The following is a 21,801-nucleotide window of genomic DNA, read 5'->3' as shown; positions in this document are numbered from 1 at the left end:
TGGAGAAGGCCCCGGCCGCGAATGCGGACGAGGCCTGAGAACGTCGTGCCATCAAGTCTCTCTCAAGAGAATTTCGGTCTTTAGAATGGCCTGGTTAAAGCCGAGGTCAATCTTTCACGCTCAGCGGACACTCAGTTACCAATCAGGATGACGATTCAGTAACGGATCACTCACGCTCTGGAATCGATTCCGGGCGGCATGAATCGACTGTCCGTCAGAAATGCCCGGCCGCATGAAGAACGGCGAAAGAAGAACGGCGAATGGGAAAGTCCCGCTCAGCCCCGGCCGTGCCGCCGGCTCAGCCCGCGGGTCGGGACGGTGTCCAGGACGAGGGTGCGGGCCTGGTCGGCCGTCATGGGGCGGGCGAAGAGGTAGCCCTGGCCGAAGGGGCAGCCCATGGCGGCGAGGAGGTCGCGCTGGTCGGGGTGCTCGATGCCCTCGGCGATGACCTTGACGCCGAGGGTGTCGGCGATGCGGGCGATGCCCTCGACGAGGGCGTACTGCTGCTGGGAGAGTCCGAGTCCGTCGATGAAGGACTTGTCGATCTTGAGAATGGAGATCGGGAACTCGCGCAGGTAGGAGAGCGACGAGTATCCGGTGCCGAAGTCGTCGATGGCGATGCCGACGCCGAGTTGTCCGAGGGTGGCCATGTCGGCGTGGACGCGGTCGTCGCGGCGCATCAGGACGGATTCGGTGAGTTCGAGGACGAGGGTGTGCGGGTCGATTCCGGAGGTCCGCAGGACGTCGCGGACGACGTCGACGAAACCGGCGTCCCGGAACTGGCGGGCCGACACGTTGACGTTGACCCGCAGCGGGGGCCGGCCGCTGCTGGCCCGGGCGGCGGAGCTGGCGGCGTGCCAGGCGGCGGCCTCCAGGGCGGCGCGTTCCAGGACCCAGGCGCCGAGCGGGACGATCTGGCCGCTCTCCTCGGCGAGGGAGATGAACTCGTCGGGCAGCACCATGCCGCGCCGGTCGTGCGGCCAACGGACCAGGGCCTCGAAGGCGACCAGGTCGCCCGTGGCGAGGTCGACGATCGGCTGGTAGTACAGCTGGAAGGCCGCCTCGGCGATCGCCGTGTCCAGGTTCTCGTTCAGCTCGTGCCGCTCGACCAGCCCGGCCTGCAGGGCCGCCTGGTAGTGGCACCACTGGCGGCGACCGGCCGCCTTCGCCGAGTAGAGCGCCAGGTCGGCGTGGGTGAGCAGCTCGGCGGCGTCCACGCTGTCCTCGGTGGTCGCCACCCCGATGCTCGCCGTCACCCGGACGGCGCCCGCGCTGAGCTTGAACGGTTCGCCGAACACCGCCAGCACGCCGTCCGCGATCGCGTCGACGTCGCCCGGGCGCAGCGCGTCCTCCACCAGTACGGCGAACTCGTCGCCGCCGAGCCGCGCCGCGGTGTCCGAGGTGCGCAGCGCGGTGGAGATCCGCAGCGAGACGGCGACCAGCAGCTCGTCGCCGACCGCGTGCCCCTGGGTGTCGTTGACCACCTTGAAGTCGTCCAGGTCGATGAAGAGGACGCCGGTGACGGCGCCGCTGCGCTCGCCGCGGGAGAGCGCGTGGCCGACCCGGTCCTGGAACAGCACCCGGTTGGCGAGGCCGGTCAGCGAGTCGTGGAAGGCCCGGTGGGTGAGCTCGCGCTCCATCTGGCGCTGCTGGGTCACGTCGCGCAGGGTGAGCACCAGTCCGAGGACGGTCGGGTCGGCGCGCAGGTCGTTGAAGCGGACCTCGACCTCGATCGGGGTGCCGTCCTGCCGCAGCAGCCGCCAGTGCTCGCGCGGCTGCTCGCGCGACTCGCGGCCCGCGACGCCGCCGGACGGCGGGTCGGCGGGCCCCCGCATCCGGGCCAGCGCCTTGCCGACGGACCGGCTGTCCTCGGGCGGGACGAGGTCGGTGAACAGCCTGCCGTGCAGCCCGGGGTAGCCGAGCACCCGTTCGGCGGAGGAGGAGGCGTAGCGCACGCCGTCGTCCGCGTCGAGGATCAGGATGACGTCGCTGGCGCTCTGCACCAGGGTGCGGAAGTAGAGCTCGCTGTTGCGGCGGTTGACCTCCTGGCTGAGCATGACGCGCTCCACGGCCAGGGCGGCCTGGGCGGCCAGGATCTCCAGCGAGCTCCACAGGCTGGTCAGCTCCTGCTCGGTGCCGGTGACGATGAGGGCGCCGATCAGCGGGTCGCCGGAGGGGCGTTCGGCGAGCGTGAGCGGGCACAGCAGGGCGGAGGGCATCCCGTCGAGCCGGGTGGCGAGTTCGCTGCCGATGTCCTCCACGGGCAGTAAGCGGGTCTCCCGGTAGGCGGCGAGCGCCAGCACCTCGTCGGAGTCGGAGGCGGGGCCGAGGTGGTGCTGCGCCGGGCCGCGCTCGGCGTGCCGGACGTGCAGCACCCCGGCCTCGGTCACGGCGAGCAGGGCTACGTGCCCGGCCTCGGCGGGCATCAGGGTGGACGCGGCGGCCTGGACGGCGTCCGCGACCTCCTCCACGGTGACGGCGGCGGTGAGCCGGGCGCCCGCCTCGCGCAGCGCCCGTTCGCGTGAGATGGCCTGTCTGCGGGCGACCACGACGACGGCCAGCCGGGCCAGCACGAGCAGGTAGATCAGCGCGGAGAAGGCCCCGATCACGCCCGCGTTGCTGGTGTTGCCGGCCAGCGACTCGATGATCAGGATCGCGGGGGCGACCAGCGAGGCCAGGGTGAGCAGCAGCAGCCGCCCCGGGCTGAGGTCGGGTTGCTGGGTGGGCACCGGTTTGGTGAGCTCGACCATCGAGGGGTGCAGGGCCGCCGCGCCCCAGGCGGTGTAGAAGGCGGCCCAGCCGAGCTCCACGGGGGTGCCGATGTGCCAGGTGCCGTGCAGCTGGATCAGCCCGTACAGCACGTCGGAGGCCAGGATGCCGAGGGTGCCCACGGTGAGCAGCTGCAGCGAGCGGCTCTTGCCGCCGCGAGGGGTGAGCAGGCGCAGCAGCAGGGCCAGGACGACCACGTCACCGAGCGGGTAGGCGATCGAGACGGCCTTCTGGATCCAGGTGAGGTCCTGGTTCCGGGCGTACGGGAGGATCAGGTAGATCCAGGAGAGCAGGGCCAGGCCCATGGTGAGGATCAGTGCGTCGAGCAGCCCGGCGCGGTCCTGATGGGCCGTCCGCCACCGGATGAAGCCGAGCACGCCGAACGCGTACAGCACGAACTCGGCCAGGTAGAAGACGTCCGCCACGGACGGGAACGGGTTGTCCAGGTGCAGGATGTTCAGCTGGATCGCCTGCACCACCTCGCCCGCCGTGAAGCTCAGGTTGGCGAGTGCGAGCAGGTACCAGGGCATCGCGTGCGCGGGGCGGTTGAGGCGGACGCCGACGACCATGGCGGCGACGCCGCCGAGGCCGATGCCCGTCCACCAGATGATCCGCTGTGAGGGGTTGGCGTAGTAGATGCCGGTGAACAGCACCATCCACACCAGGTAGACGGCCATCAGGCGTTGGCGCCGACGAGTCAACGGGGCTACCTCCTCCGCGACATCACCCGGCCTTTCCGGCGGGCTAGTTCGGGCGAGGGCGGGGTGTTTCGACGGTCGGGTCGGCTCGCCCCTGGCCGGTCCGGCGCAGGGGCCGATCCGCCCGGCCGGACCCCGACCGGACGTTCCTCCTGTGCCGTGAGTGCGTATAGTCGGAAATGTCGCACCTCCCAGCATTCTGCCGCCACACCACGAGGTCAAGCCGGTGGACGAAGCAGTCGACAGCGCACAGGGCGCAGTAACCGATGTGAACGCCGGACGTCACGCCGTGGTTCGCAACGACAACGGTCAGTACGCGATCTGGCCCGGCGACTTAACCGTCCCGGGCGGCTGGCACCTGATCCACGGGCCGTCCACCCGCGAGGACTGCCGGGCCTACGTGGAGCGCGAGTGGCGCCCGCCCTCCCTGGGCTTCCCGGGCGACCCCCGGCACGGCCGGTCACCCGCGGGCTTCGCCGACACCGTGCACGGCCTGTTCCGCACCCGCGCCGCCCACGACCCCGAAGCCGCCGCCGTGATCGACGACGGCGTCACGCTGAGCTACCGGGAGCTCGACCGGCGCAGCGACCGCCTGGCCGACGCCCTTCGGGCCGCCGGCGCCGGCCCGGACCACGTCGTGCCGGTCTGCCTCGAACGCGGCGCGGCCCTCGTCGTCGCCTGGCTCGGGGTGCTCAAGGCCGGCGGGGCCTTCCTGCCGCTCGACCCGGCCTACCCGGTGCGGCGCATCGACCAGCTCGTCGAAGACTGCGGGGCCCAGGTCGCCGTCACCGACGGCAGGGCGCTCCCGGGCGTACGGAACCTGCGCCCCGACGCCGGCCCGCCGGATCCCGTGGCACCCGCCGAGACACCGGACTCCAGGCCCGACGACCTCGCCTACCTGATCTACACCTCCGGCACCACCGGCGTCCCCAAGGGCGTCCCGGTCACCCACCGCTCCCTGGTCTTCACCCTTGACCGGGTGCTGCGCGCCTACGGCCTGGCCCCCGGCGACCGCGTCCTGCAGCTCGCCGCGCTCGGCTTCGACACCTCCCTCGAGCAGGTCTTCGCCACCCTGCTGGCCGGGGCCACCCTGGTCCTCGGCGGCGGCCGGACCTGGGCGCCCACCGAGCTCGTCCACCGGATGGACGGCGTCGGCCTGACCGTCGCCGACCTCACCCCCGCGTACTGGCACCACGTGCTCGCACTGCTCCCGCCCGCCGTGCCACCCGCACCGGCCCCGGACCCGCTGGACGGGGCCGGCGGAACGCCGCCCGGCGCGACGCGCCGCGCCCCCACGGGCGCCACCCCCGGCACCGCCCGCTCCGACATCGCCGGTTCCGACACCGCGCGCCCGGCCGGCGGACCGGCCGGCGGCACCACGCCCCCGGGACCCGGCCGTGACGGACTGCGGCTCGTCGTCGTCGGCGGCGACGTCGTGCACGCCGACGACTGCCGGGCCTGCCTGGAGCGGCTGCCCGGCGTGCGCCTGGTGAACGCCTACGGGGTCACCGAGGCCGCCATCACCTCCGCCCTGTGCGAGATCACCCCGGACCTCCTGGCGACCGCCGGTGCGGCCGGAGCGGCCGCGCCCATGCCGATCGGCCGCCCGCTGCCCGGCGTGCGGGTGCACGTCCTGGACGCCCGGCTGCGGCCCGTCCGGCCCGGCGAGAAGGGCGAGATCCACCTCGGCGGCCCCGGTCTGGCCCGCGGCTACTGGCGCGCGCCCGTGCTCACCGCCGAGTCCTTCCTGCCCGACCCGTACGCGCCCGTCCCCGGCGAGCGGATGTACCGCACCGGCGACGCCGGCCGCTGGCGGTCCGACGGGCAGCTGGAGATCCTCGGTCGCCTCGACGACCAGGTCAAGGTGCGCGGCAACCGGGTCGACCCCGCCGAGATCGAGGCCGCCCTCGCCGCCCACCCCGACGTCCGGCAGGCCCGGGTCGCCGCCGACAGCGGCGCCCCCGACGGCAGCCGCGCGCTCACCGCGTACTACACGCTCGCCGACCGCGCCTCCACCGGCGCCCGCGCCCGGCGCGACCGGATCCGGGCCTACCTGGCCGAGCGGCTGCCCGAGTACATGGTCCCGGCCGAGTTCGTCCTGCTGGACAGCATGCCGCTCACCGCCGCCGGCAAGATCGACCGCCGCCTGCTGCCGCGCTCCGAACCCAAGGTGCACCGGCGCGACGGCGGGCGGCGCACCCCCGCGCGCACCCAGGACCGCGTCGGGTCGGCCCCCGGCGCCGGAGCGGTCGAGGCCGCCATCGGGCACCTGTGGACCGAGCTGCTCGGCGTCGAGGACGTCGGCCCCGCCGACGACTTCTTCGCCCTCGGCGGCAACTCGCTGCTCGCCATGGAGATGCTCGCCCGCGCCCGGATCATGCTCGGCATCGACGTCACCCGGATCCGCGCACTCACCCGCGCCCTGCTGCGTGACGCCACCCTGCGCGCCTTCGCCACCGCCGTGCAGGCCGCCCGCGCCGACGGCTCCGGCACCCGGGAGGCCGCCCTGGACTGGGCCGCCGAAGCCCAACTCCCTTACCCGGTGCAGCAGTCCTGGAGCCCCGCGCCCTGCCGGGCCGATCCGGCCGAGATCCTGCTCACCGGCGCCACCGGGTTCTGCGGCGCCCACCTGCTGCACGCCCTGCTCGCCACCACCCGGGCCCGGATCCACTGCCTGGTCCGCGCCCCCGACGAGGAGCACGGGCTGGAACGCCTGCGCGCCGCCCAGCAGCGCTTCCTGCGGCACGACCTCGCCGACACCCGCGTGCTGCCGCTGGTCGGCGACCTCGCCGAACCCCGGCTCGGCCTCACGGAACGCCAGTTCGCCTGGCTGGCCGGCAACGTGGACGCCATCCACCACCTCGGCGGACAGGTCAACTTCATCTACCCGTACCACCAGCTGCACGCGTCCAACGTGGGCGGCACCCGCGAGATCGTCCGCCTCGCCGGGCTCAGCCGGGGCATCCCCGTGCACTACCTGTCCACCCTCGCCGTCCTGGCCGGCTTCGGCGCGGCCGGCGTCGACGAGGTCACCGAGCGGACCCCGCTCGCCCACGCCGACAAACTCGGCGTCGGCTACGTCGAGAGCAAGTGGGTCGCCGAGCAGCTGCTGCACAACGCGGCCGCCGCGGGGCTACCCGTCACCGTGCTGCGCACCAACGACGTCACCGGGGACCTCGTCAGCGGCGTCATGAACACCGGCACCGAGATCTGCGCGCTCATCAAGTACCTCGCCGACAGCGGTACCTGCCCCGACGTGCGGCTGCTGCTCGACTTCGTCCCGGCCGACCGGTTCGGCCAGGCCGTCGCCCACATCGCCGCCCACGCCCCCGCCAACGGCGAGGTCTACCACCTCACCTCGCCGCGCCCGGCCGTCCTCGCCGACCTCGCCGACCGGCTCCGGGCCCGCGGCCACCCGATCGCCGAACTCCCGTACGGCGAATGGGTGCAGGGCCTGGTGCGGTTCGCCGCCGGCCACCCGACCCACCCCATCACCCCGTTCGTCCCGCTCTTCGTCGACCGCAGCCCGGGGACGGACCTGTCGATCAGCGAGATGTACTTCCGCCCGACCTTCCCGCTGTTCGACCGGGCCAACACCGACGAGGCGCTCACCGGCAGCGGCATCGAGCTGCCCGCGGTGGACGCCGACCTGCTCGACCTCTACCTGCGGCAACTGGCGGCGGAGGGCTTCCTCGCCGCACCGGCCGGAGCGCTGCGCGGATGAACGCCTTCGCCGGACTGGACGTGCGCACCGCGCCCGCGGACGGGCCGGTGGCCTTCGGTGCGGGCCTCGGCGCGGCGGAGCTGCTGGCGGCCTACCGGTGCGGGCTGTTCCCGATGCCCGCGGCCGACGAGTTCGCCGCCGCGTACAACGAGGCGCGCTTCCAGGATGCCGTGGAGAAGGGCGAGTTGGCGCTGCTGGCCGCCCCCGGCGGTCCCGCCGGAGGCCCGGACGCGGACCCGTACGCGCTCGCCTGGTGGTCACCCGACCCGCGCCCCGTGCTGCCCCCCGACGGCGTGCGGATCGGCCGCCGGCTCGCCCGGCGGCTCCGGAACGGGCTGCCGTGGTGGACCAGCGCCGACCGGTCCTTCGGCGAGGTGCTGGAGCGCTGCGCCGAGCGGCGGCAACCCGTCTGGCTCACCGACGAGTTGAAGAAGGGGCTGGAGGAGCTGCACGCGCTCGGGGCGGCGCACAGCGGAGAGGTGTGGGAGGGCGACGAGCTGATCGGCGGGGTCTTCGGCGTCGCCGCCGGGCCCGTCCTCAGCCTCGACTCGATGTTCCACCTCCGCCCCGACGCCGCCCGGGTGGCCGTCGCCGACCTGGGCGTGCGGTTCGGCGCGGCCGGCGGGCGGCTGCTGGACGCCCAGTGGGACGGCCCGCACATCCGCAGCCTCGGGGCCGTCCTGATGCCGCGCGAGCGGTACCTGGCCGAGCTGGCCGCCGGCGTCGAGCCGGGGCCGCTGGCCTGCGGGCCGAAGCCGGCGGCCCGGCTGGCCTGACCCGCCCGCCTGCCCGGCCTGCCTGCGCGGGCCCTGCTCCGGCGACCTCGGCGCGTTCACCCCGGTGCGTTCACCTCGGCGACGCCTGCCGTTTGGCCTGTCTTCGACAAACTTATTCCTCGTCAGTAACATAGCGCCGCGTGTTCAAGCGCTCCATAGGCAGGGCCACCGGCCCCGCCGTCCTCACCCTCATCCTCGCCGGGGTCGCCGCCTGCGGACCCACCGCCCCGGGCACCCAACCAGCCGCCGCCGGCGCCGCCGCGCCGGCCGCCACCGGCACCGCAGCCGCCGCACCGGCCGCCGCCGCGGGCACCCCGGCCGCCGCCCAGGCCGCCGGCGCCCCCCGGGCCAAGGCCGGCACCCCGACCGCCACACCCACCAGCTCCAAGCCCACCGCGGCCGCCGCCGCGGCACCCGTCGCCGCCGCGCCGGCCGGCGACAAGCAGGCCGCCATCGCGGCCCCGGCCAAGGACGGCGGCGCGGCCACCCCGGCCGACCGCAACCTCCAGCTCACCGCGTACGACCCGGCGAGCGGCACCGCCGTCCTCTCCGCGCCGGTCGCGCCGACCGCGCCGACGACCGCGCCCTCCACCCCGGCCACCCCGTCGGGCACCCCCACCGCGGCCCCCGCCGTCCAGCCCGGGCAGCTGATCGCCAGCCCGCCCACCGCCGCCGCCCCCCAGGGCGCGCTGGTCGCCGTCACCGCCGTCCACCCCGGCGCCGGCACCACCCTCAACCTCGCCACCCGCCCCGCCACCCTCGCCGAACTCCTCGGCGGCACCGAGGCCGACGGCAAGGTGCCGGTCGACCCGCACGGCATCACCGTCACCCCGCTGGTCAAGGACCTCAAGGCCACCGTCGGCGCCGACCCGTCCGGCGTCAAGGCCGACGCCTCCGGCACCCTGGAGGTCGACGTCAAGGCGCCCATGCCGCTGCCCGGCGGCGCCAGCGTCGACGCCAGCGGCTCCCTCCAGCTCCACCCCGCCGTCCACTTCGCCTACCACGGCGCGGCCGCCGGCAGCCCCCGCACCGCCTCCATCGGCTTCGACCTCGGGGCCCAGGCCCACTGGAAGGTCACCGGCGACCTCGCCCGCGACACCGGCGCGGCGCCCGTCCGGCTGCCCTTCGCCAAGCTCCAGGCCAGCCCCGTGCTGACCGTCGCCGGGCTGCCCGTCGTGGTCAACCTCGGCCTCACCTGCTACCTGGAGATCAGCGCCGACGGCCAGGTCCACCTGGAGGCCGAGCAGGAGGCCACCGGCACCTGGGCCGTGCGCGCCGACTACACCGGCGGCAAGGGCTGGGCCCCGACCACCAGCGCCGACACCAAGGTGTCCCCGGTCCGGGTGCGCCTCACCGGCAAGGCCGGCGTCCGCGCCGCCCTCGGCGCCGAGGTCAGCATCGGCCTCTACGACACCGTCGGCGTCGAGACGACCGTCGCCCCCTACCTGCGGGCCCAGGCCGAAGGCTCCCTGAGCGCCGACTCCTCCGGCAACCCGCCCCAGGCCCAGGGCAGTTGGTCCCTGGTCGGCGGCGTCGACCTGAACGGCTCGCTGACCGCCCACCTCAAGGTCTTCGGCACCCCGGTCATCGAGGGCAAGCTCCCGCTGCCCCCGTTCCACCGCGAATGGCCCCTGCTCGCCGGCTCCGCGGCCCTGCCGTCCACGAAGCCCACCAGCAGCTGACGGACCCGCACCCCGACCCCCGGCCGACCCGATCGGCCGGGGGTCTTCCCACACCCGTGCCCGGGCGGGCAGGGTGGTGGGCCGAGCGACGCCGGACGGGGTGGGGACGGACCCCTACCGGCGGTAGGGGTCGTTCGCGAGCCGCGTTTGTGCGGGGCGGGGGGCGGGAAGGCAGAGCGGCATGCTGTCCGTGGTGGTGGCCCCCTGGGCGGGGGCGGAGCCGGTGTTCGTGCGTGCGCCGGACGAACTGCACGACGCCGCCAGCACGATGAAGGTGGCGGTGCTGGCGGCGCTCGCCCGGAGTGGGGTGGACCTCGACGCCGAGGTGTCGGTGGTGAACCGCTTCCGGTCCGTCGTCGGCGGGGAGTTCGGCAACGATCCGGACTGGGACAGCGATCCGCTGCCCTGGGAGCTGCTGGGCACCCACGTGCCGCTGCGGCTGCTCGCCGAACGGATGATCACGCACTCCTCCAACCTGGCCACCAACCTGTGCCTGGCGCGGGTCGACCGGGCGGCGGTCGCACAGGTGTGGCGCAGGGCCGGGGCGAGCCGCAGTGCGAGCCCGCGCGGCATCGAGGACTACGCGGCGCGCGACGCCGGGGTGCACAACCTGGTCAGCGCCCGTGACCTCGTGCGGCTCCTCCACTCGCTCGCCGGCGAGCCCGCACTGCTGGAGCTGCTGGAGCGCAACTCCTTCCGGGTGGACTTGGCGGCGGGGCTGCCGCCCGGGACCCGGATCGCGTTCAAGAACGGGTGGATCCCGGGTGCCCGGCACTGCGTGGGCCTGGTGCACCCGCCGGACTGCCCGCCGTACCTGATCGCGGTCTGCTACTCCGGCCCGCTGGCCGACGGCAGCGACCGCGCCGATCCGGCGGCCCGGCTGCTGGCCCGGGTCTCGGCGGCGGTGTGGGCGCGCCGGCACGGGATCGGCGGCGCGCCGCCCGCGGGGCCGGTGGCACGAGGCCGGTGACGCGCCGCCGGCCCGGGCGGGCCGGCGGCGTGCGGGTGTGCGGCGGCCGCCGTCAGTACGGCTTGACGAGCACGTGGGCGGCGCCCGGGATGCCGATCTTCAGGAGCTCGTCCTCCTCCGCGGTGGTCGGCGTGCCGGTCTCCTGCTTGAGGACGGCGCGGGAGAGCGACTGGACCCACAGGGCGCGCGGGCGGCGGCGCTCCTCCCAGGCGGCGAGGGCGGCCGGGACGTCGTCGGCCGCGTCGAGGCTCTCGGCGAGGACGAGGGCGTCCTCGACGGCCATCGCGGCGCCCTGGGCGAGGTGCGGGGTGGAGGCGTGGGCGGCGTCGCCGGCCAGGGCGATGCGGCCGACGTGCCAGGGCTCCTCGACGGTGACCTGGGAGATCCGGGTGTAGACCACGGCGGCCGGGTCGGTGACCTGGGCGAGGGCCTCGGCGACGGGGCCGCCGAAGCCGTCCAGCCGCTCGTGGAGCTGCTCGTGGGCGCGCTCCCGGTCGGGGCGGAAGTCCTCGGCCTCGGCGAACACCGAGCCCAGGTACATCAGTTCCGTGCTGATCGGGGTGAGCAGCGCCTTGGCCCTGAGGTTCCCGGCGGACATCACCACGCCCTGCACCTCGGGCGAACGCGGCAGGGTGACGCGCCAGTTGGCGAAGCCGGTGTACTCGGGGGCGTAGGCGTCGCCGTACAGGTGCCTGCGCAGCGGGGAGCCGATGCCGTCGAAGCCGACGACGAGGTCGTAGCGGTCGTGGTGGCCGTCGGTGAGGGTGGCGTCGACCCCGTTGCCGTCGTCGGTGAGCTCCGCGATCGTCGTCCCGAAGCGGACGGTGGCGCCCGCCGCGGCGGCGGCGGTGGCGAGCACCCGGGCGAGCGCGGGGCGGGGGATGCCGTTGTTGGCGGGGGCGCCGTCCATCCGCGGCTGCGGGATCCTGGCGAGGGTGGCGCCGGCCGGGTCGCAGATGGTCAGCACCTCCCACTCGAAACCGGCGGCGAGGCAGTCGTCGAGGACGCCGATCGCGCGCATCACGTGCAGCGCGTTGGAGGGCTGGATGATGCCGACGCCGAGCGCCTCCGGGCGGTCGCGCAGTTCGGCGACGTCGACCCGGTGGCCGCGCCGGGCGAGGGCGGTGGCGAGCGTGAGTCCGCCGATGCCGCCGCCGTGGACGAGGACGCGCAGGGGTGGGGTCATGAGGTGGCTCCAGGGGTGGCGGGTCAGCCGACGGGGGCGGCGGCGAGGTCCATCAGGTGGTCGACCAGGGCGAGCAGCAGGTCACGTCCGAAGGCGCGTTCCCGGACGTCGCCTAGCAGCATCGGGACCTGCGGGTCGAGGTCGAGGGCGGCCCGGATCTCGTCCGGGGTCCGGGTGTTGTGACTGTGGAAGCAGTTGATGGCGACGACGAAGGGGATGCCGCGGCTCTCGAAGAAGTCGATGGAGGCGAAGCTGGTGTCGAGCCGCCTGGTGTCGGCGATGACGATGCCGCCGAGGGCGCCGTTGACCAGGTCGTTCCACATGAACCAGAACCGCTCCTGCCCGGGGGTGCCGAACAGGTAGACGACGAGGTCGGGGTTGACGGTGATCCGGCCGAAGTCCAGGGCGACGGTGGTGGTGTCCTTCTGGTCGACGCCGGACAGGTCGTCGACGCCGACGCTGGCCCGGGTCAGGTACTCCTCGGTGCGCAGCGGGGTGACCTCGCTGACCGAGCCGACCAGGGTGGTCTTGCCGACGCCGAATCCGCCGGCGATGAGGATCTTGACGGCGGCCGGCGCGTCGACGGCACTGCTGGAGTGGGGTGTCGCCATGGTTCAGAGTCTCCGGAGTCCTTCGCGAACGGCCGTGAGCAGGCCGAGGTCCACGCCCCCGGCGGCGCGGGCCACCGAGAGCGGCGCCCGGGCCCGCAGCAGGCCCTGGGCGACCAGGTCGCCCAGCAGGATCTTGGTGACCGAGACCGGGAGGTCCAGGCCGGCCGCCACCTCGGCGACCGCCGCCGGGCGCCGGCAGCGGTCGAGGATCGTCCGGTGCTCGGGCTGGAGGCCGCGGGCACCGGCGCGGCTGCCCCGCGCCAGGGCCCGGGCGGCCTCCTCCTCGACGGTGGTGAGCACGGTGATCAGGGTGAGGTCGTCGCGTTCGGGGGCGGTGCGGCCGCGGGTGATGGTGTACGGGCGCACCATGACGCCCGACTCGTCCTCCGCGTCCTCGCCGGGCAGCTCGCTCCAGTGCGGTGCCCGGCCGTGCGCCGGCTCGCCGGCCCCGTACGGTCCCACCGGCGTCAGCCCCGGTTCCGGGCCGCGAAGGCGTCGAAGGCGGCCGGGGCGCCGGGGGCGGCGTCCTGACGCACCGGGGTGCTGAGCTTCTTTCCGACCTGCTGCACCAGGGTGTGCATGGCCACGGACATCACCTCGGCGTCCACCTCCTGCGAGGCGACCACGGCCAGGTGGGTGCCCTGGGCGGCGGCGATGATGAACAGCCAGCACTCGGCGAGCTCGACGATCACCTGGTGGACGGGCCCGCCGTCGAAGAGCTGGCCGACGCCGCGGGCGAGGCTCTGCTGCCCGGTGGCGACGGCGGCCAGGCGCTCGGCGTCGGCCCGTTCGATGCTGCGGGAGTGGCTGACGACGAGGCCGTCGTCGGAGAGCAGGACGGCGTTCCTGGTCCCGGGCACCGAGTCGACGAGTCCGTCCAGCAGCCAGTCCAGGTCCTGGTGGGTGGCGATCGTGCGGTTCATGACTGGTCATCCGTTCGTGTCGTTCGGGGGTCCGCGGCCGGCAGGGCCCAGGGGGAGGGGCCGGGCGCGGGCGTCGGGGGGCCGGCGGGGTCGGTGGGGGGAGCCGGCGGGGTCGCGGCCCGGGGCAGCGGGTGCTCGCCGCCGTCCTGGGCGCGGGCGGCGCGGGACTGGCGCTGGAAGGCGCCGATCGTCGCACCGGAGCGCCGGACGGGGCGCTGGAACGGGCCTCCGGCGGGGCCGCCGGCCGCTCCGGTGTCCGGTCCGGGGGCCTCGGGGCGGGGTCCGCCGGCCGGGTCGACCCACTCCTGCCGGGGCGGCGGCGGGACGCGCAGCTCGGCGGCCAGACTGGCCTGCCGCACCCGCTGCGGCAGCGGGGCCTGCCCGCCCTCGGCGGGCGAGAGCGGTACCGCGGAGGGGTACTCGCGGCGCCGGCGCTCGGCCAGCCGGTAGTGGTCGGCCGGGCGGTACTGCTCGTCGGCGTAGGGGGCCTCGGCGGCGGTGACCCGGGCGTAGGCGATGTCCGGGTAGGCGGGGGCGTCGTGCGAGGGGGCCCGCCCGGTGGGGGCCTCGGCGGCGGGGGAGCCGTGCTGGACGGGCCGTTCCGCCGGCTGCCCGGACGGCCCGAACAGCGGTGCGTCCGCGGCCTCGTCCGGCTGCCCGGCGGACGCGGCGGGGAACGGCAGCGGCTCGGCGGCGGGGAGGTCCTCGGGCCGCAGGTACTCGACGTGCCCGAGCGGGTCGGCGGGGGCGTGGTGCGAGACCCCGGAGACCCGGGCGGCCGACGGGTCCTCCTCGAGGTCCGCGGCGTCGCGGGCGGGCCCGGCGGCGGCGTCCAGGACGGCGGGGGCGTCCGCGGCCTCCGGCGGGTACCCGGGCCGGTCGCCGAACCGCGCCCGGGTCCGCTCGCCGTACTGGGCCCGGCCGAACGCCTGGGCGTGCTCGCCGTCCGCGGCCCGGCCGAGCGGCTGGGCTTGCGGCTGTGCCTGAGCCTGTGACTGGGCCTGCGCCTCGCCGAACGGCTGTGCCTGGCCGAACGGCCGCGGCTGCGGGCCGTCCTGGGCCAGACCGAAGGGGTCCACCTGCCCGAAGGCGTCCACCGGCCCGGGGGCGTCGGTGCCCCCGAAGGCGTCGACGGGGGCGACCGGCGGCCCGGTCGGGGCCGGCTCCGGCGCCTCGTCGGAGGCCGTCAGCAGGGCCTTGCGCGAGCGCCGCACCAGCGGGATCGGCTCGACCGGGGAGCCCTCGTCCGGCAGGCCGGCGTCGCCGTCGATGACGAGCTCGTCCGGGACGAGCACGACCACCCGGGTGCCGCCGAAGGCCGACGGCCGGAACTCGATCCGCAGCCCGGTGTTGGCGGCGAGCCGGGCGACGACGTGGAAACCGAGCCGGATGTCGTCCGCCCGGGCCAGCACGTCGGTGCGCGGCGGGCGGCTCATCAGCTCGTTGGCCGCGTCGTACTGCTCCGGGTCCATGCCGAGCCCGCGGTCCTCGATCTCGACGGCGAGCCCGCGCCCGACCATCGCGGCCCTGACCTCCACGGGGGTGGGGGGCTTGGAGAACGTGGTGGCGTTCTCCATCAGCTCGGCGAGGACGTGCGCGACCGGGCCGACGGCCCGCTCGTGCAGCCACGGGTGCCCCTCGACGTCGAGCAGGATCCGGCGGTAGTCCTGCACCTCGCCCTGGGCGGCGCGCAGCACGTCCAGCAGCGGGACGGGCTTGCGCCAGCGCCGCTGCGGCTGGCCGCCGGCCATGATGACGAGGTTCTCCTCGTAGCGGCGCAGCCGGGCGGTGAGGTGGTCGAGGTCGAACAGGCCCTCCAGGACCTCCGGGTCCTCGTGCCGCCGCTCCAGCTCGTCGAGCTTGCGCAGTTGGCGGCCGATCAGCAGCTGGGTGCGGCGGGCGATGCGCTGCAGCAGCCGTTCGAAGCCGCGGTGCTGCTCGGCCTGCCGGACGGCGGCCTCGACGGCGGCGGACCGGGCCAGGTTGAGCGCCTGGCCGAGCCGGGCCAGCTCGTCCGTGCCGTTGCCGTGCGGGCCGGCGGTGATGGTGCGGCTCTCGGCCTCGGCGTCGACCGGCTCGCCGCGGCCGAGGCGCTCCACCACCTCGGGCAGGGTGCGCTCCATCTCCTCGGCCTGCGTGTGCAGTTCCTTGATGCGGCGGCGCAGCGAGCGGCTGAGGCGCCAGGAGGCGGTGATCACCGCGACGACGGTGATCAGGCCGACCACCGTGGTCAGCACGACCCGGGTGAGCAGGGAGAGGATGGTGCCCTTGCCGACGTCGACGATTCCGCTGGTGCGGGTCTCGATGGCCTTGATCAGCTGCGGGTTGAGCTGGTCCACGGCCTGGCGCCACTGGTCCTGCGCGGCGGGGAGCCTGACGGTGCCGTTGGTCTCGGCGCCGGCGGGCCGGGTGAGCGACTGTTCGACGGCCGTCTTGGCCTGCCAGGCCGGGCTGTTCATCAGGCCGTGCCAGGCGGGCGCCTCGGCGTCCGGGACGTACGGGACGACCTGGACGGTGAAGAGGTGTTCCTGCGCGCCGATGGCCTGCTCGACCTGCTGGTAGTCGGCGGTCGCGAGCCGGCCGGTGGGCCAGCCGCGGGCCAGCAGGGCGTCCTCGCGGGCGAGCATCTCCTTGGCCCAGAAGGCGTTGACCAGGGTCTTGGAGATCCAGGTGACCTCGCCGGTGTCGACGTGGCTGAGCGCGGTGAACAGCCGCAGGTCGACGGCGATCAGGTCGGTGTAGTACGCGAACAGGGACTGCTGGTCGATCGAGCCCCGGTCGACGGCGGCGCGCTGCTCGGCGAGCCGGCCGAGGGCCTGGCGGGCCTCGGCGACGGCGGTGCGGACCTCTTCGGGGGCGTTGTCGGCGGTCTCGCCGGAGAGGGTCTGGAACTGGCGGACCGCGTCGTCGGTCTGCTGGCGCTGGCGGCGCAGCTGGTCGGCGTTGGCGCCGGGCCGGGCGAGCGCCTCGGCGCTGAGCCGGCGCTCCTCCTGGAGGTTGTAGTAGACGATGTTGGACGGCTGGCCGGCCTTCTGCGCGAGCAGTCCCTGGCCGGCCTGGCGCTGGAAGTCGAAGACCGTCTGGCCGCTGGTGACCGCCCACAGGACGGCGAGGGCGACGCTGGGGACGACGGCGAGGACGAGCAACGCCGTCCGCAGTGACAGGCGTGGACGCCTGCGGGGGGCCTTCGGCGTCGGGGGCCGCCGATTCGCACGCGCGCGCAGAGCAGACTCCTTGGGGCTGGCGGCCGGCCGGGTCGGGGCCGGGCCGTCGGGCACGGGCTTTTGACGAGGCGATACTAGTCATACCGTGTGATTGGAGTGAAAGTGTGTTCGCCGTCCGGACGGTCCACGCACACGCTCCCGACACAATGTCACCTGGTCGTTGACCGTGCGCACTCGAAGCATCCCAGTTCGCGACCTGTTGACAGAGTGTCAGCGCTGGTCACCGCCCTGCGGGTGGACTCCGTGTGAAAACTCTGTGTCGTCACTTTCCGTGCCCGCCCCGTCATCACCCGCGGGGTCGCCCCGGAGGGGGCCGCCCGCGCGGCTGCGGCACGATGGCGTCCATGACCGGCGAACCCCTGCACATCCCGACCGACGGCCTCCGCCGAGTCCTCGACCTGGCCCTGCGGCACGTGGAGGCCTCGACCGGCGACCGGGTGGCGCTCGACGAGGACTACTTCTGGTCCGTCCCCGGCGGCGAGCTCCACGAGGTGTACGCCGGGCCCCCGGCCCTGACGATCGGACAGCTCTCGGAGTCGTGGCAGCACCTGGAGGCCCTGCTCACCGACCCGGACCGCGCCGTGGGCCACCACCTGGTCTGGCTCGCCGACGTCCTGCGCGCGATCGGCCGCGCCACCCCCTGACGGCCCGTGGGCTCCCCGGCGCCCCCGCGGGATCCGTCCGGGCGCTCGCGGCGGAGGGGTGATCACCCCTCTCCACTCTCAACGTATAGCGCACGGGGGGTCTTGCGGCAAGGCCCCGGCGGTGCCGCAGAATCGCCGGGTCAAGATCGCTGCCTGGGGGAACGGGAGATTCACGGATGCGCGTGGTGCTGGCGACGTACGGGTCGCGGGGGGACGTCCAGCCGTTGGCCGCACTGGCGGTGCGGCTGCGGGAGCTCGGTGCGCAGGTGCGGGTGTGCGCGCCGCCGGACGAGGAGTTCGCGGCGCAACTGGACGCCGTCGGCGTGGAGATGGTGCCGACCGGCCTCTCGGTGCGCTCGCTGGTGACGGGGCCGCCGCCCGCGTCCTCGGAACTGCCCCGGCGCGCGGCCGACCTGGTCGCGCAGTTCTACGACGCGGTCTCCGCCGCGGCCGGGCCGGGGGACGCGGTGGTGGCGACCGGCCTGTTCCCCGCCGCGGCCGGGGCACGGTCGGCGGCCGAGAAGCTGGGCCTGCGCTACGCCTACCTGGCGCTCCAGCCGACCGTCCTGCCCTCCCCGCACCACCCGCCGTTCCAGTACCCCGGCCGGCCGTACCCGCCGGAGGCGACCGACAACGCGGAGCTGTGGGCGCTGAACGTCGGGACGATGAACGCGCTGTTCGGCGAGGCCGTCAACGGCCACCGGGTGTCGGTGGGCCTGCCGCCGGTGGACAACGTCCGTGACCACGTCCTCACCGCGCGGCCGTGGCTGGCGACGGACCCGGTGCTGGACCCGTGGCGGCAGGCGCCGGGCCTCGACGTCGTGCAGACCGGAGCGTGGATCCGGCCGGACGAACGCCCGCTCCCGGCCGACCTGGTGGCCTTCCTCGACGCCGGCGAGCCCCCGGTGTACGCGGGCTTCGGCAGCATGCCGATGCGCGGCGCACAGGACGTCGCCGAGGTGGCCGTGGCGGCGGTGCGCGCGCAGGGCCGCCGCGTGGTGATCGCCCGCGGCTGGGCCGAACTGGGCCACGGCGACGGGCGGGACGACTGCTTCGTGGTCGGCGAGGTCAACCAGCAGGCCCTGTTCGAGCGGGTGGCGGCCGCGGTGCACCACGGCGGCGCGGGCACGACGACGACGGCCACCCGGGCGGGTGCGCCCCAGGTGGTGGTGCCGCAGATCGTCGACCAGCCCTACTGGGCGGGCCGGGTGGCCGCGTTGGGCGTCGGCGTGGCTCACGACGGGGCGACGCCGACGGTGGAGTCCCTGTCCGCCGCGCTCGGGGAGGCGCTGACCCCGCAGGTGCGGGCCCGGGCCGCCGCCGTGGCCGGCACCGTCCGCACCGACGGAACGGCGGTCGCCGCGGACCTCCTGCTCCGCCCCGGGGCCTGAGCGCCGCGGCGGAGTGGGAAGTCGGCGCGGGGTGGGCACCGCGGCGTGGGGCGGGGCTACTCGGTGAGCAGCTTCAGGCCGGAATCCGGGATCCTGGTGCCGTCCTTGGCGAAGAACTGCCAGGACTGCACCTTCCGGCCCGGCTGCTCGGGCACCACCACGTGGCGGTACGGGGTGTCGCCGACCGGGACCAGCTGCGGTTCGAGGACGGTGCCGTCCGTCCAGGTCACCACGATCCGGCCGACGTCCGGGCCGGCGGTGACGCTGGCCAGCCGGATCGGGAGCGGGCCGGGGGTGCCGTCCTTGCTCCGGGGGCCGATGACGCCGCCCCCGATGTAGTCGCCGTCCCGCGGGTCGAAGTGGGCCGCGTCGGGGAAGCTGCCCTGGGAGTCGTACTTCTGGCGCACCCCGTCCAGCGTGGCGTACGTGTTGACCACGTCCTCCGTGGTCGACCAGTAGTGCTGGACGAAGTCGGTGGTCGGCTTCTCGACGGTCGGGTCGACGGCGTTGCGCTCCTGCCAGACGGCCAGGGCCTGCTCGTACGCCCGCTCCTTCGGGGCGGCCGGCCAGACCGCCTGCCACAGCTTCCACTCCTTGCCGTCGACGGTGCCCTGGCCGATGACCACCCGGACGGGGGTGAACGGGTCCTTCGCGGCGGGCGCGGTCGTCGGGGCCCGATCGGTGTCCGGGGCGGCCCCGGTGCCGGTGGCGGGGCCGGAGTTCGCCGCGACGAGCGGCTGCGGCGCCCCGCCGGGGCCCGGGTGCAGCGTGGCCGTCACGCCGCCCGCCAGCGCCACGGTGGCGGCCAGGGCGAGCGCGCCGACCATGGTGCGCCGGCGGCGCCGGATCCGCCGGCCGCCGGCCATGATGTCCGGCAGCGGGACGGAGCCGATCCTGGCGCCCGTCGCCGCGTCGGCCAGTCCGCGGCCGACCCACGCGTCGGTGCCGTCCGCCGCCGTGCCCGCGCCGAACGCCGCGTTGTCCCCGCCCGTGCTCATACCGCACCTCCGATGCGTGCCATGCCCTTGAGTTCCTTCAGTGCCGCGACCTCGCGCAGCTTGGCTATCCCCTTCGCCGCGTGGCTGCGCACGGCTCCCACCGAGCAGCCCATCGCGACGGCGGCCTGGCTGTCGCTCAGGTCCTCCCAGTGCCGCAGCACCACGGCCTCGCGCTGGCGGGCCGGCAGGGTGGCGAGCGCGGCCAGCAGTTCCCCGCGCTGTTCGGACCGCGCGAAGCCGTCCTCGACGCCGGGCGCGTCCGGCAGGACGTCGACGAGCAGTTCGGGCGGTCGGCGCCGCCAGCGGCGGGCGTGCTGGTTCACCAGGATCCGCCGCACGTAGGCGTACGGGTCCCCGGCCCGGCGGACCTTCGCCCAGGACGCGCAGGCCTTCTCCGCCGCGGACTGCACCAGGTCCTCCGCCGCGTACTGCTCGCCGGCCAGCAGGTAGGCCGTGCGGATCAGGCGTGGCCAGGCCCCGACGATGAAGGCCTGGAACTCCTCGTCCCGGTCGGTCTTCGTTTCTCCCATGAGCACCTCCTCACCCCCCTAGAGCCCGGGGGCGGGGGAAACCGCTTACTCCGGCGCCGGGGCGGGCCGGCGCGGCGCCGGCGGCGGTCCGGGGCCGAACCGGCGTCGGGGCCGGGGCAAGGCGGGGCGGGGCCTTTCCCGTCCGCCCACCGGACGCGGGAGGAGCGTATCCGGGAACGCGAACGGCCTTCGACGCACGGTGGACACATTCCCGTCACACGGGCGGCCGGCGTCGCCTCCGGAGGTGCGGGACGGACGCCCGAATTGCCCGGGGGGTGGGGCTTCGTGGCGAATTCCCGGGCATGGCCACCTTCTCGTTCTCGACGGTCGCGAGTAAAACTTCGCAAAGAATGTACTCGGCCCGGACCGGCTCCGAACTGCCTCTTCAACAGAATGTTGCAGATCAGGGATGGGTTGATCACGCTTCGCCATACGGCTGTAACCGGTCGTGTGCAAGCATGTCGGCAATCCGCAGGAGTACGGTTCCGGAGGAATCACCGGGCGGGGCTCGTGGGTAAGTCGAGCGGCTCGGAGGGATATTCGCCATGCCGTGGACTTTCGTAGCGGGAATAGATGCGACGTATGGGTCAGGAAAAGGGTGGGTCGGGGGATCCGGAGGTCGCCCGCCCCCGGTTGGTCGGATTGGTCGTCGAGGTACTGCGCGGCGTCGCCCAGGTCGATTTCATGCCGTCCGCCGTGTGCGGACTGTTCTTCGTGGCGGCGCTGTTCGCGGCCGGCTGGCGGTACGGCCTCTACGGCCTGCTGGGCAGTGCGGTCGCCACCGGCGCCGCGTACGGCCTCGGGCTGGCGCGGAGCACCGTGGCGGCCGGTCTGCAGGGGTACAACGGGTGCCTGGTGGCCCTGGCGTGCGCGGTGTTCCTCGGACCCGACCACCCGGCGACCGTGCTGGTGGCGGTGGTCGGGGCCGCCGTCGCGGTCGTCGTCACCGCGGGCCTCGGCGCGCTGCTCTCCGGCCGCGGCCTGCCCGCGCTGACCGCGCCGTTCTGCCTGGTCGCCGGTGCGATCACGGTCGCGGCGCCCGGCTTCCGGCGGCTCTGGCACGGCGCCGCCGGCCCGGCGGCGCTGCCCGGCCCGGCGACCGGCACGACCGAACTGGGCTGGGAGGAGCTGTGGCAGGGGTTCTTCGCGAACATCGGTCAGGTCTTCTTCATGCCGCAGTGGTACGTCGGCCTGCTGTTCCTGGCCGGCATCGTCGCGGCCGACCGGCTCGCGGGGCTGCTGGCCTGCGCGGGCAGCGCGACGGGCCTGCTCACCGCCTGGGCGCTCGGCGCGCCCGCGGAGGCCGTCGGTCAGGGGCTGTACGGCTACAGCGGGGTGCTGACCGCGATGGCGCTGTGCGGGGTGTTCGTGGTCCGGAGCCGTTGGAGCGCGGCCTACGCCGTGCTCGGCGCGGCCGGCGCCACCGTCCTGACCCCGGCGCTCGCCGCGGCTTCCGCGCCCCTCGGTGGCCACGCCTTCACCTGGCCGTTCGTCCTGACGACCATGCTGTTCCTGGCGGCCGTCCCGGCCGTCCCCCGCCTGCGCAGGGCCTGACCGGCGACCGGCGGGGACCGACCGCTCGTTCGCCACGCACCGCCAGCCACACATCTCAGCCACACATCGTTCAGCCGAAGACCTTCGGCCAAGCGCCCGTTCGCCGAAGGCCCGTTCGCCA

At 74.8% G+C, this 21,801-nt stretch carries 15 protein-coding genes; 7 read left to right on the top strand and 8 right to left on the bottom strand.

Features of this window, described 5'->3' with window-relative positions:
- Window positions 1-275 precede the first annotated feature (275 nt).
- Window positions 276-3,470, bottom strand: a complete 3,195-nt coding sequence (locus ACIRS1_RS02200; protein WP_402836128.1) for a putative bifunctional diguanylate cyclase/phosphodiesterase — start codon at window positions 3,468-3,470, stop codon at window positions 276-278.
- Window positions 3,471-3,630: 160 nt separating this feature from the next.
- Between ACIRS1_RS02200 and ACIRS1_RS02195 the strand changes: the two genes are divergently transcribed.
- The 4 genes from ACIRS1_RS02195 (at window position 3,631) to ACIRS1_RS02180 (ending at window position 10,619) form a co-directional block, all read left to right on the top strand.
- On the top strand, window positions 3,631-7,191 hold the full coding sequence (locus ACIRS1_RS02195; protein ID WP_402836126.1) for a thioester reductase domain-containing protein: 3,561 nt from the start codon (window positions 3,631-3,633) through the stop codon (window positions 7,189-7,191).
- On the top strand, window positions 7,188-7,967 hold the full coding sequence (locus ACIRS1_RS02190) for a leucyl/phenylalanyl-tRNA--protein transferase (RefSeq protein ID WP_402836124.1): 780 nt from the start codon (window positions 7,188-7,190) through the stop codon (window positions 7,965-7,967). The genes ACIRS1_RS02195 and ACIRS1_RS02190 overlap by 4 nt, the downstream gene beginning before the upstream one ends.
- 140 nt (window positions 7,968-8,107) lie before the next feature.
- Window positions 8,108-9,649: a hypothetical protein gene (locus tag ACIRS1_RS02185; RefSeq protein ID WP_402836122.1), complete on the top strand. Its 1,542-nt coding sequence runs from the start codon at window positions 8,108-8,110 to the stop codon at window positions 9,647-9,649.
- Window positions 9,650-9,830: 181 nt separating this feature from the next.
- Window positions 9,831-10,619: a serine hydrolase gene (locus ACIRS1_RS02180; RefSeq protein WP_360205022.1), complete on the top strand. Its 789-nt coding sequence runs from the start codon at window positions 9,831-9,833 to the stop codon at window positions 10,617-10,619.
- A gap of 52 nt (window positions 10,620-10,671) precedes the next feature.
- Here ACIRS1_RS02180 and ACIRS1_RS02175 read toward each other — a convergent pair whose 3' ends face one another.
- From ACIRS1_RS02175 to ACIRS1_RS02155, 5 genes are all read right to left on the bottom strand, one after another.
- The gene (locus ACIRS1_RS02175) at window positions 10,672-11,805 is read right to left on the bottom strand and encodes an FAD-dependent monooxygenase (RefSeq protein ID WP_402836120.1); all 1,134 of its coding nucleotides are present in this window, start codon (window positions 11,803-11,805) and stop codon (window positions 10,672-10,674) included.
- Between the two features lie 23 nt (window positions 11,806-11,828).
- Complete coding sequence (locus ACIRS1_RS02170; RefSeq protein ID WP_360205026.1) at window positions 11,829-12,416, bottom strand: ATP/GTP-binding protein; 588 nt, start codon at window positions 12,414-12,416, stop codon at window positions 11,829-11,831.
- Between the two features lie 3 nt (window positions 12,417-12,419).
- Complete coding sequence (locus ACIRS1_RS02165) at window positions 12,420-12,785, bottom strand: DUF742 domain-containing protein (protein WP_360205450.1); 366 nt, start codon at window positions 12,783-12,785, stop codon at window positions 12,420-12,422.
- Between the two features lie 98 nt (window positions 12,786-12,883).
- Window positions 12,884-13,339, bottom strand: coding sequence for a roadblock/LC7 domain-containing protein (locus ACIRS1_RS02160; RefSeq protein WP_402836118.1), 456 nt, complete (start codon window positions 13,337-13,339; stop codon window positions 12,884-12,886).
- On the bottom strand, window positions 13,336-16,485 hold the full coding sequence (locus ACIRS1_RS02155) for a nitrate- and nitrite sensing domain-containing protein (protein WP_402836116.1): 3,150 nt from the start codon (window positions 16,483-16,485) through the stop codon (window positions 13,336-13,338). The genes ACIRS1_RS02160 and ACIRS1_RS02155 overlap by 4 nt, the downstream gene beginning before the upstream one ends.
- A gap of 422 nt (window positions 16,486-16,907) precedes the next feature.
- Here ACIRS1_RS02155 and ACIRS1_RS02150 point away from each other — a divergent pair, with 422 nt between their 5' ends.
- On the top strand, window positions 16,908-17,207 hold the full coding sequence (locus ACIRS1_RS02150; protein ID WP_402836114.1) for a hypothetical protein: 300 nt from the start codon (window positions 16,908-16,910) through the stop codon (window positions 17,205-17,207).
- A gap of 176 nt (window positions 17,208-17,383) precedes the next feature.
- A complete protein-coding gene (locus ACIRS1_RS02145; RefSeq protein ID WP_402836112.1) occupies window positions 17,384-18,598 on the top strand; it encodes a glycosyltransferase in 1,215 nt (404 codons plus the stop codon).
- Window positions 18,599-18,654: 56 nt separating this feature from the next.
- Here ACIRS1_RS02145 and ACIRS1_RS02140 read toward each other — a convergent pair whose 3' ends face one another.
- Window positions 18,655-19,596 carry a hypothetical protein gene (locus ACIRS1_RS02140; RefSeq protein WP_402836111.1) on the bottom strand — a complete coding sequence of 314 codons (942 nt, stop codon included), beginning with the start codon at window positions 19,594-19,596 and terminating at the stop codon, window positions 18,655-18,657.
- A complete protein-coding gene (locus ACIRS1_RS02135) occupies window positions 19,593-20,126 on the bottom strand; it encodes a SigE family RNA polymerase sigma factor (protein ID WP_360205041.1) in 534 nt (177 codons plus the stop codon). Before ACIRS1_RS02135 ends, ACIRS1_RS02140 begins: the two co-directional genes overlap by 4 nt.
- A gap of 582 nt (window positions 20,127-20,708) precedes the next feature.
- On the opposite strand from ACIRS1_RS02135, the gene ACIRS1_RS02130 reads away from it, so the two are divergent.
- Entirely contained in the window at window positions 20,709-21,680 is a 972-nt protein-coding gene (locus ACIRS1_RS02130) for an urea transporter (RefSeq protein WP_402836109.1), read from the top strand.
- Window positions 21,681-21,801: the final 121 nt, after the last annotated feature.

Source organism: Kitasatospora sp. NPDC101176 (assembly GCF_044768035.1).
Taxonomy (GTDB): Bacteria; Actinomycetota; Actinomycetes; order Streptomycetales; family Streptomycetaceae; genus Kitasatospora.
Note: the sequence above shows the minus strand (reverse complement) of the source record. Positions and strands in the feature narration are given on the sequence as shown.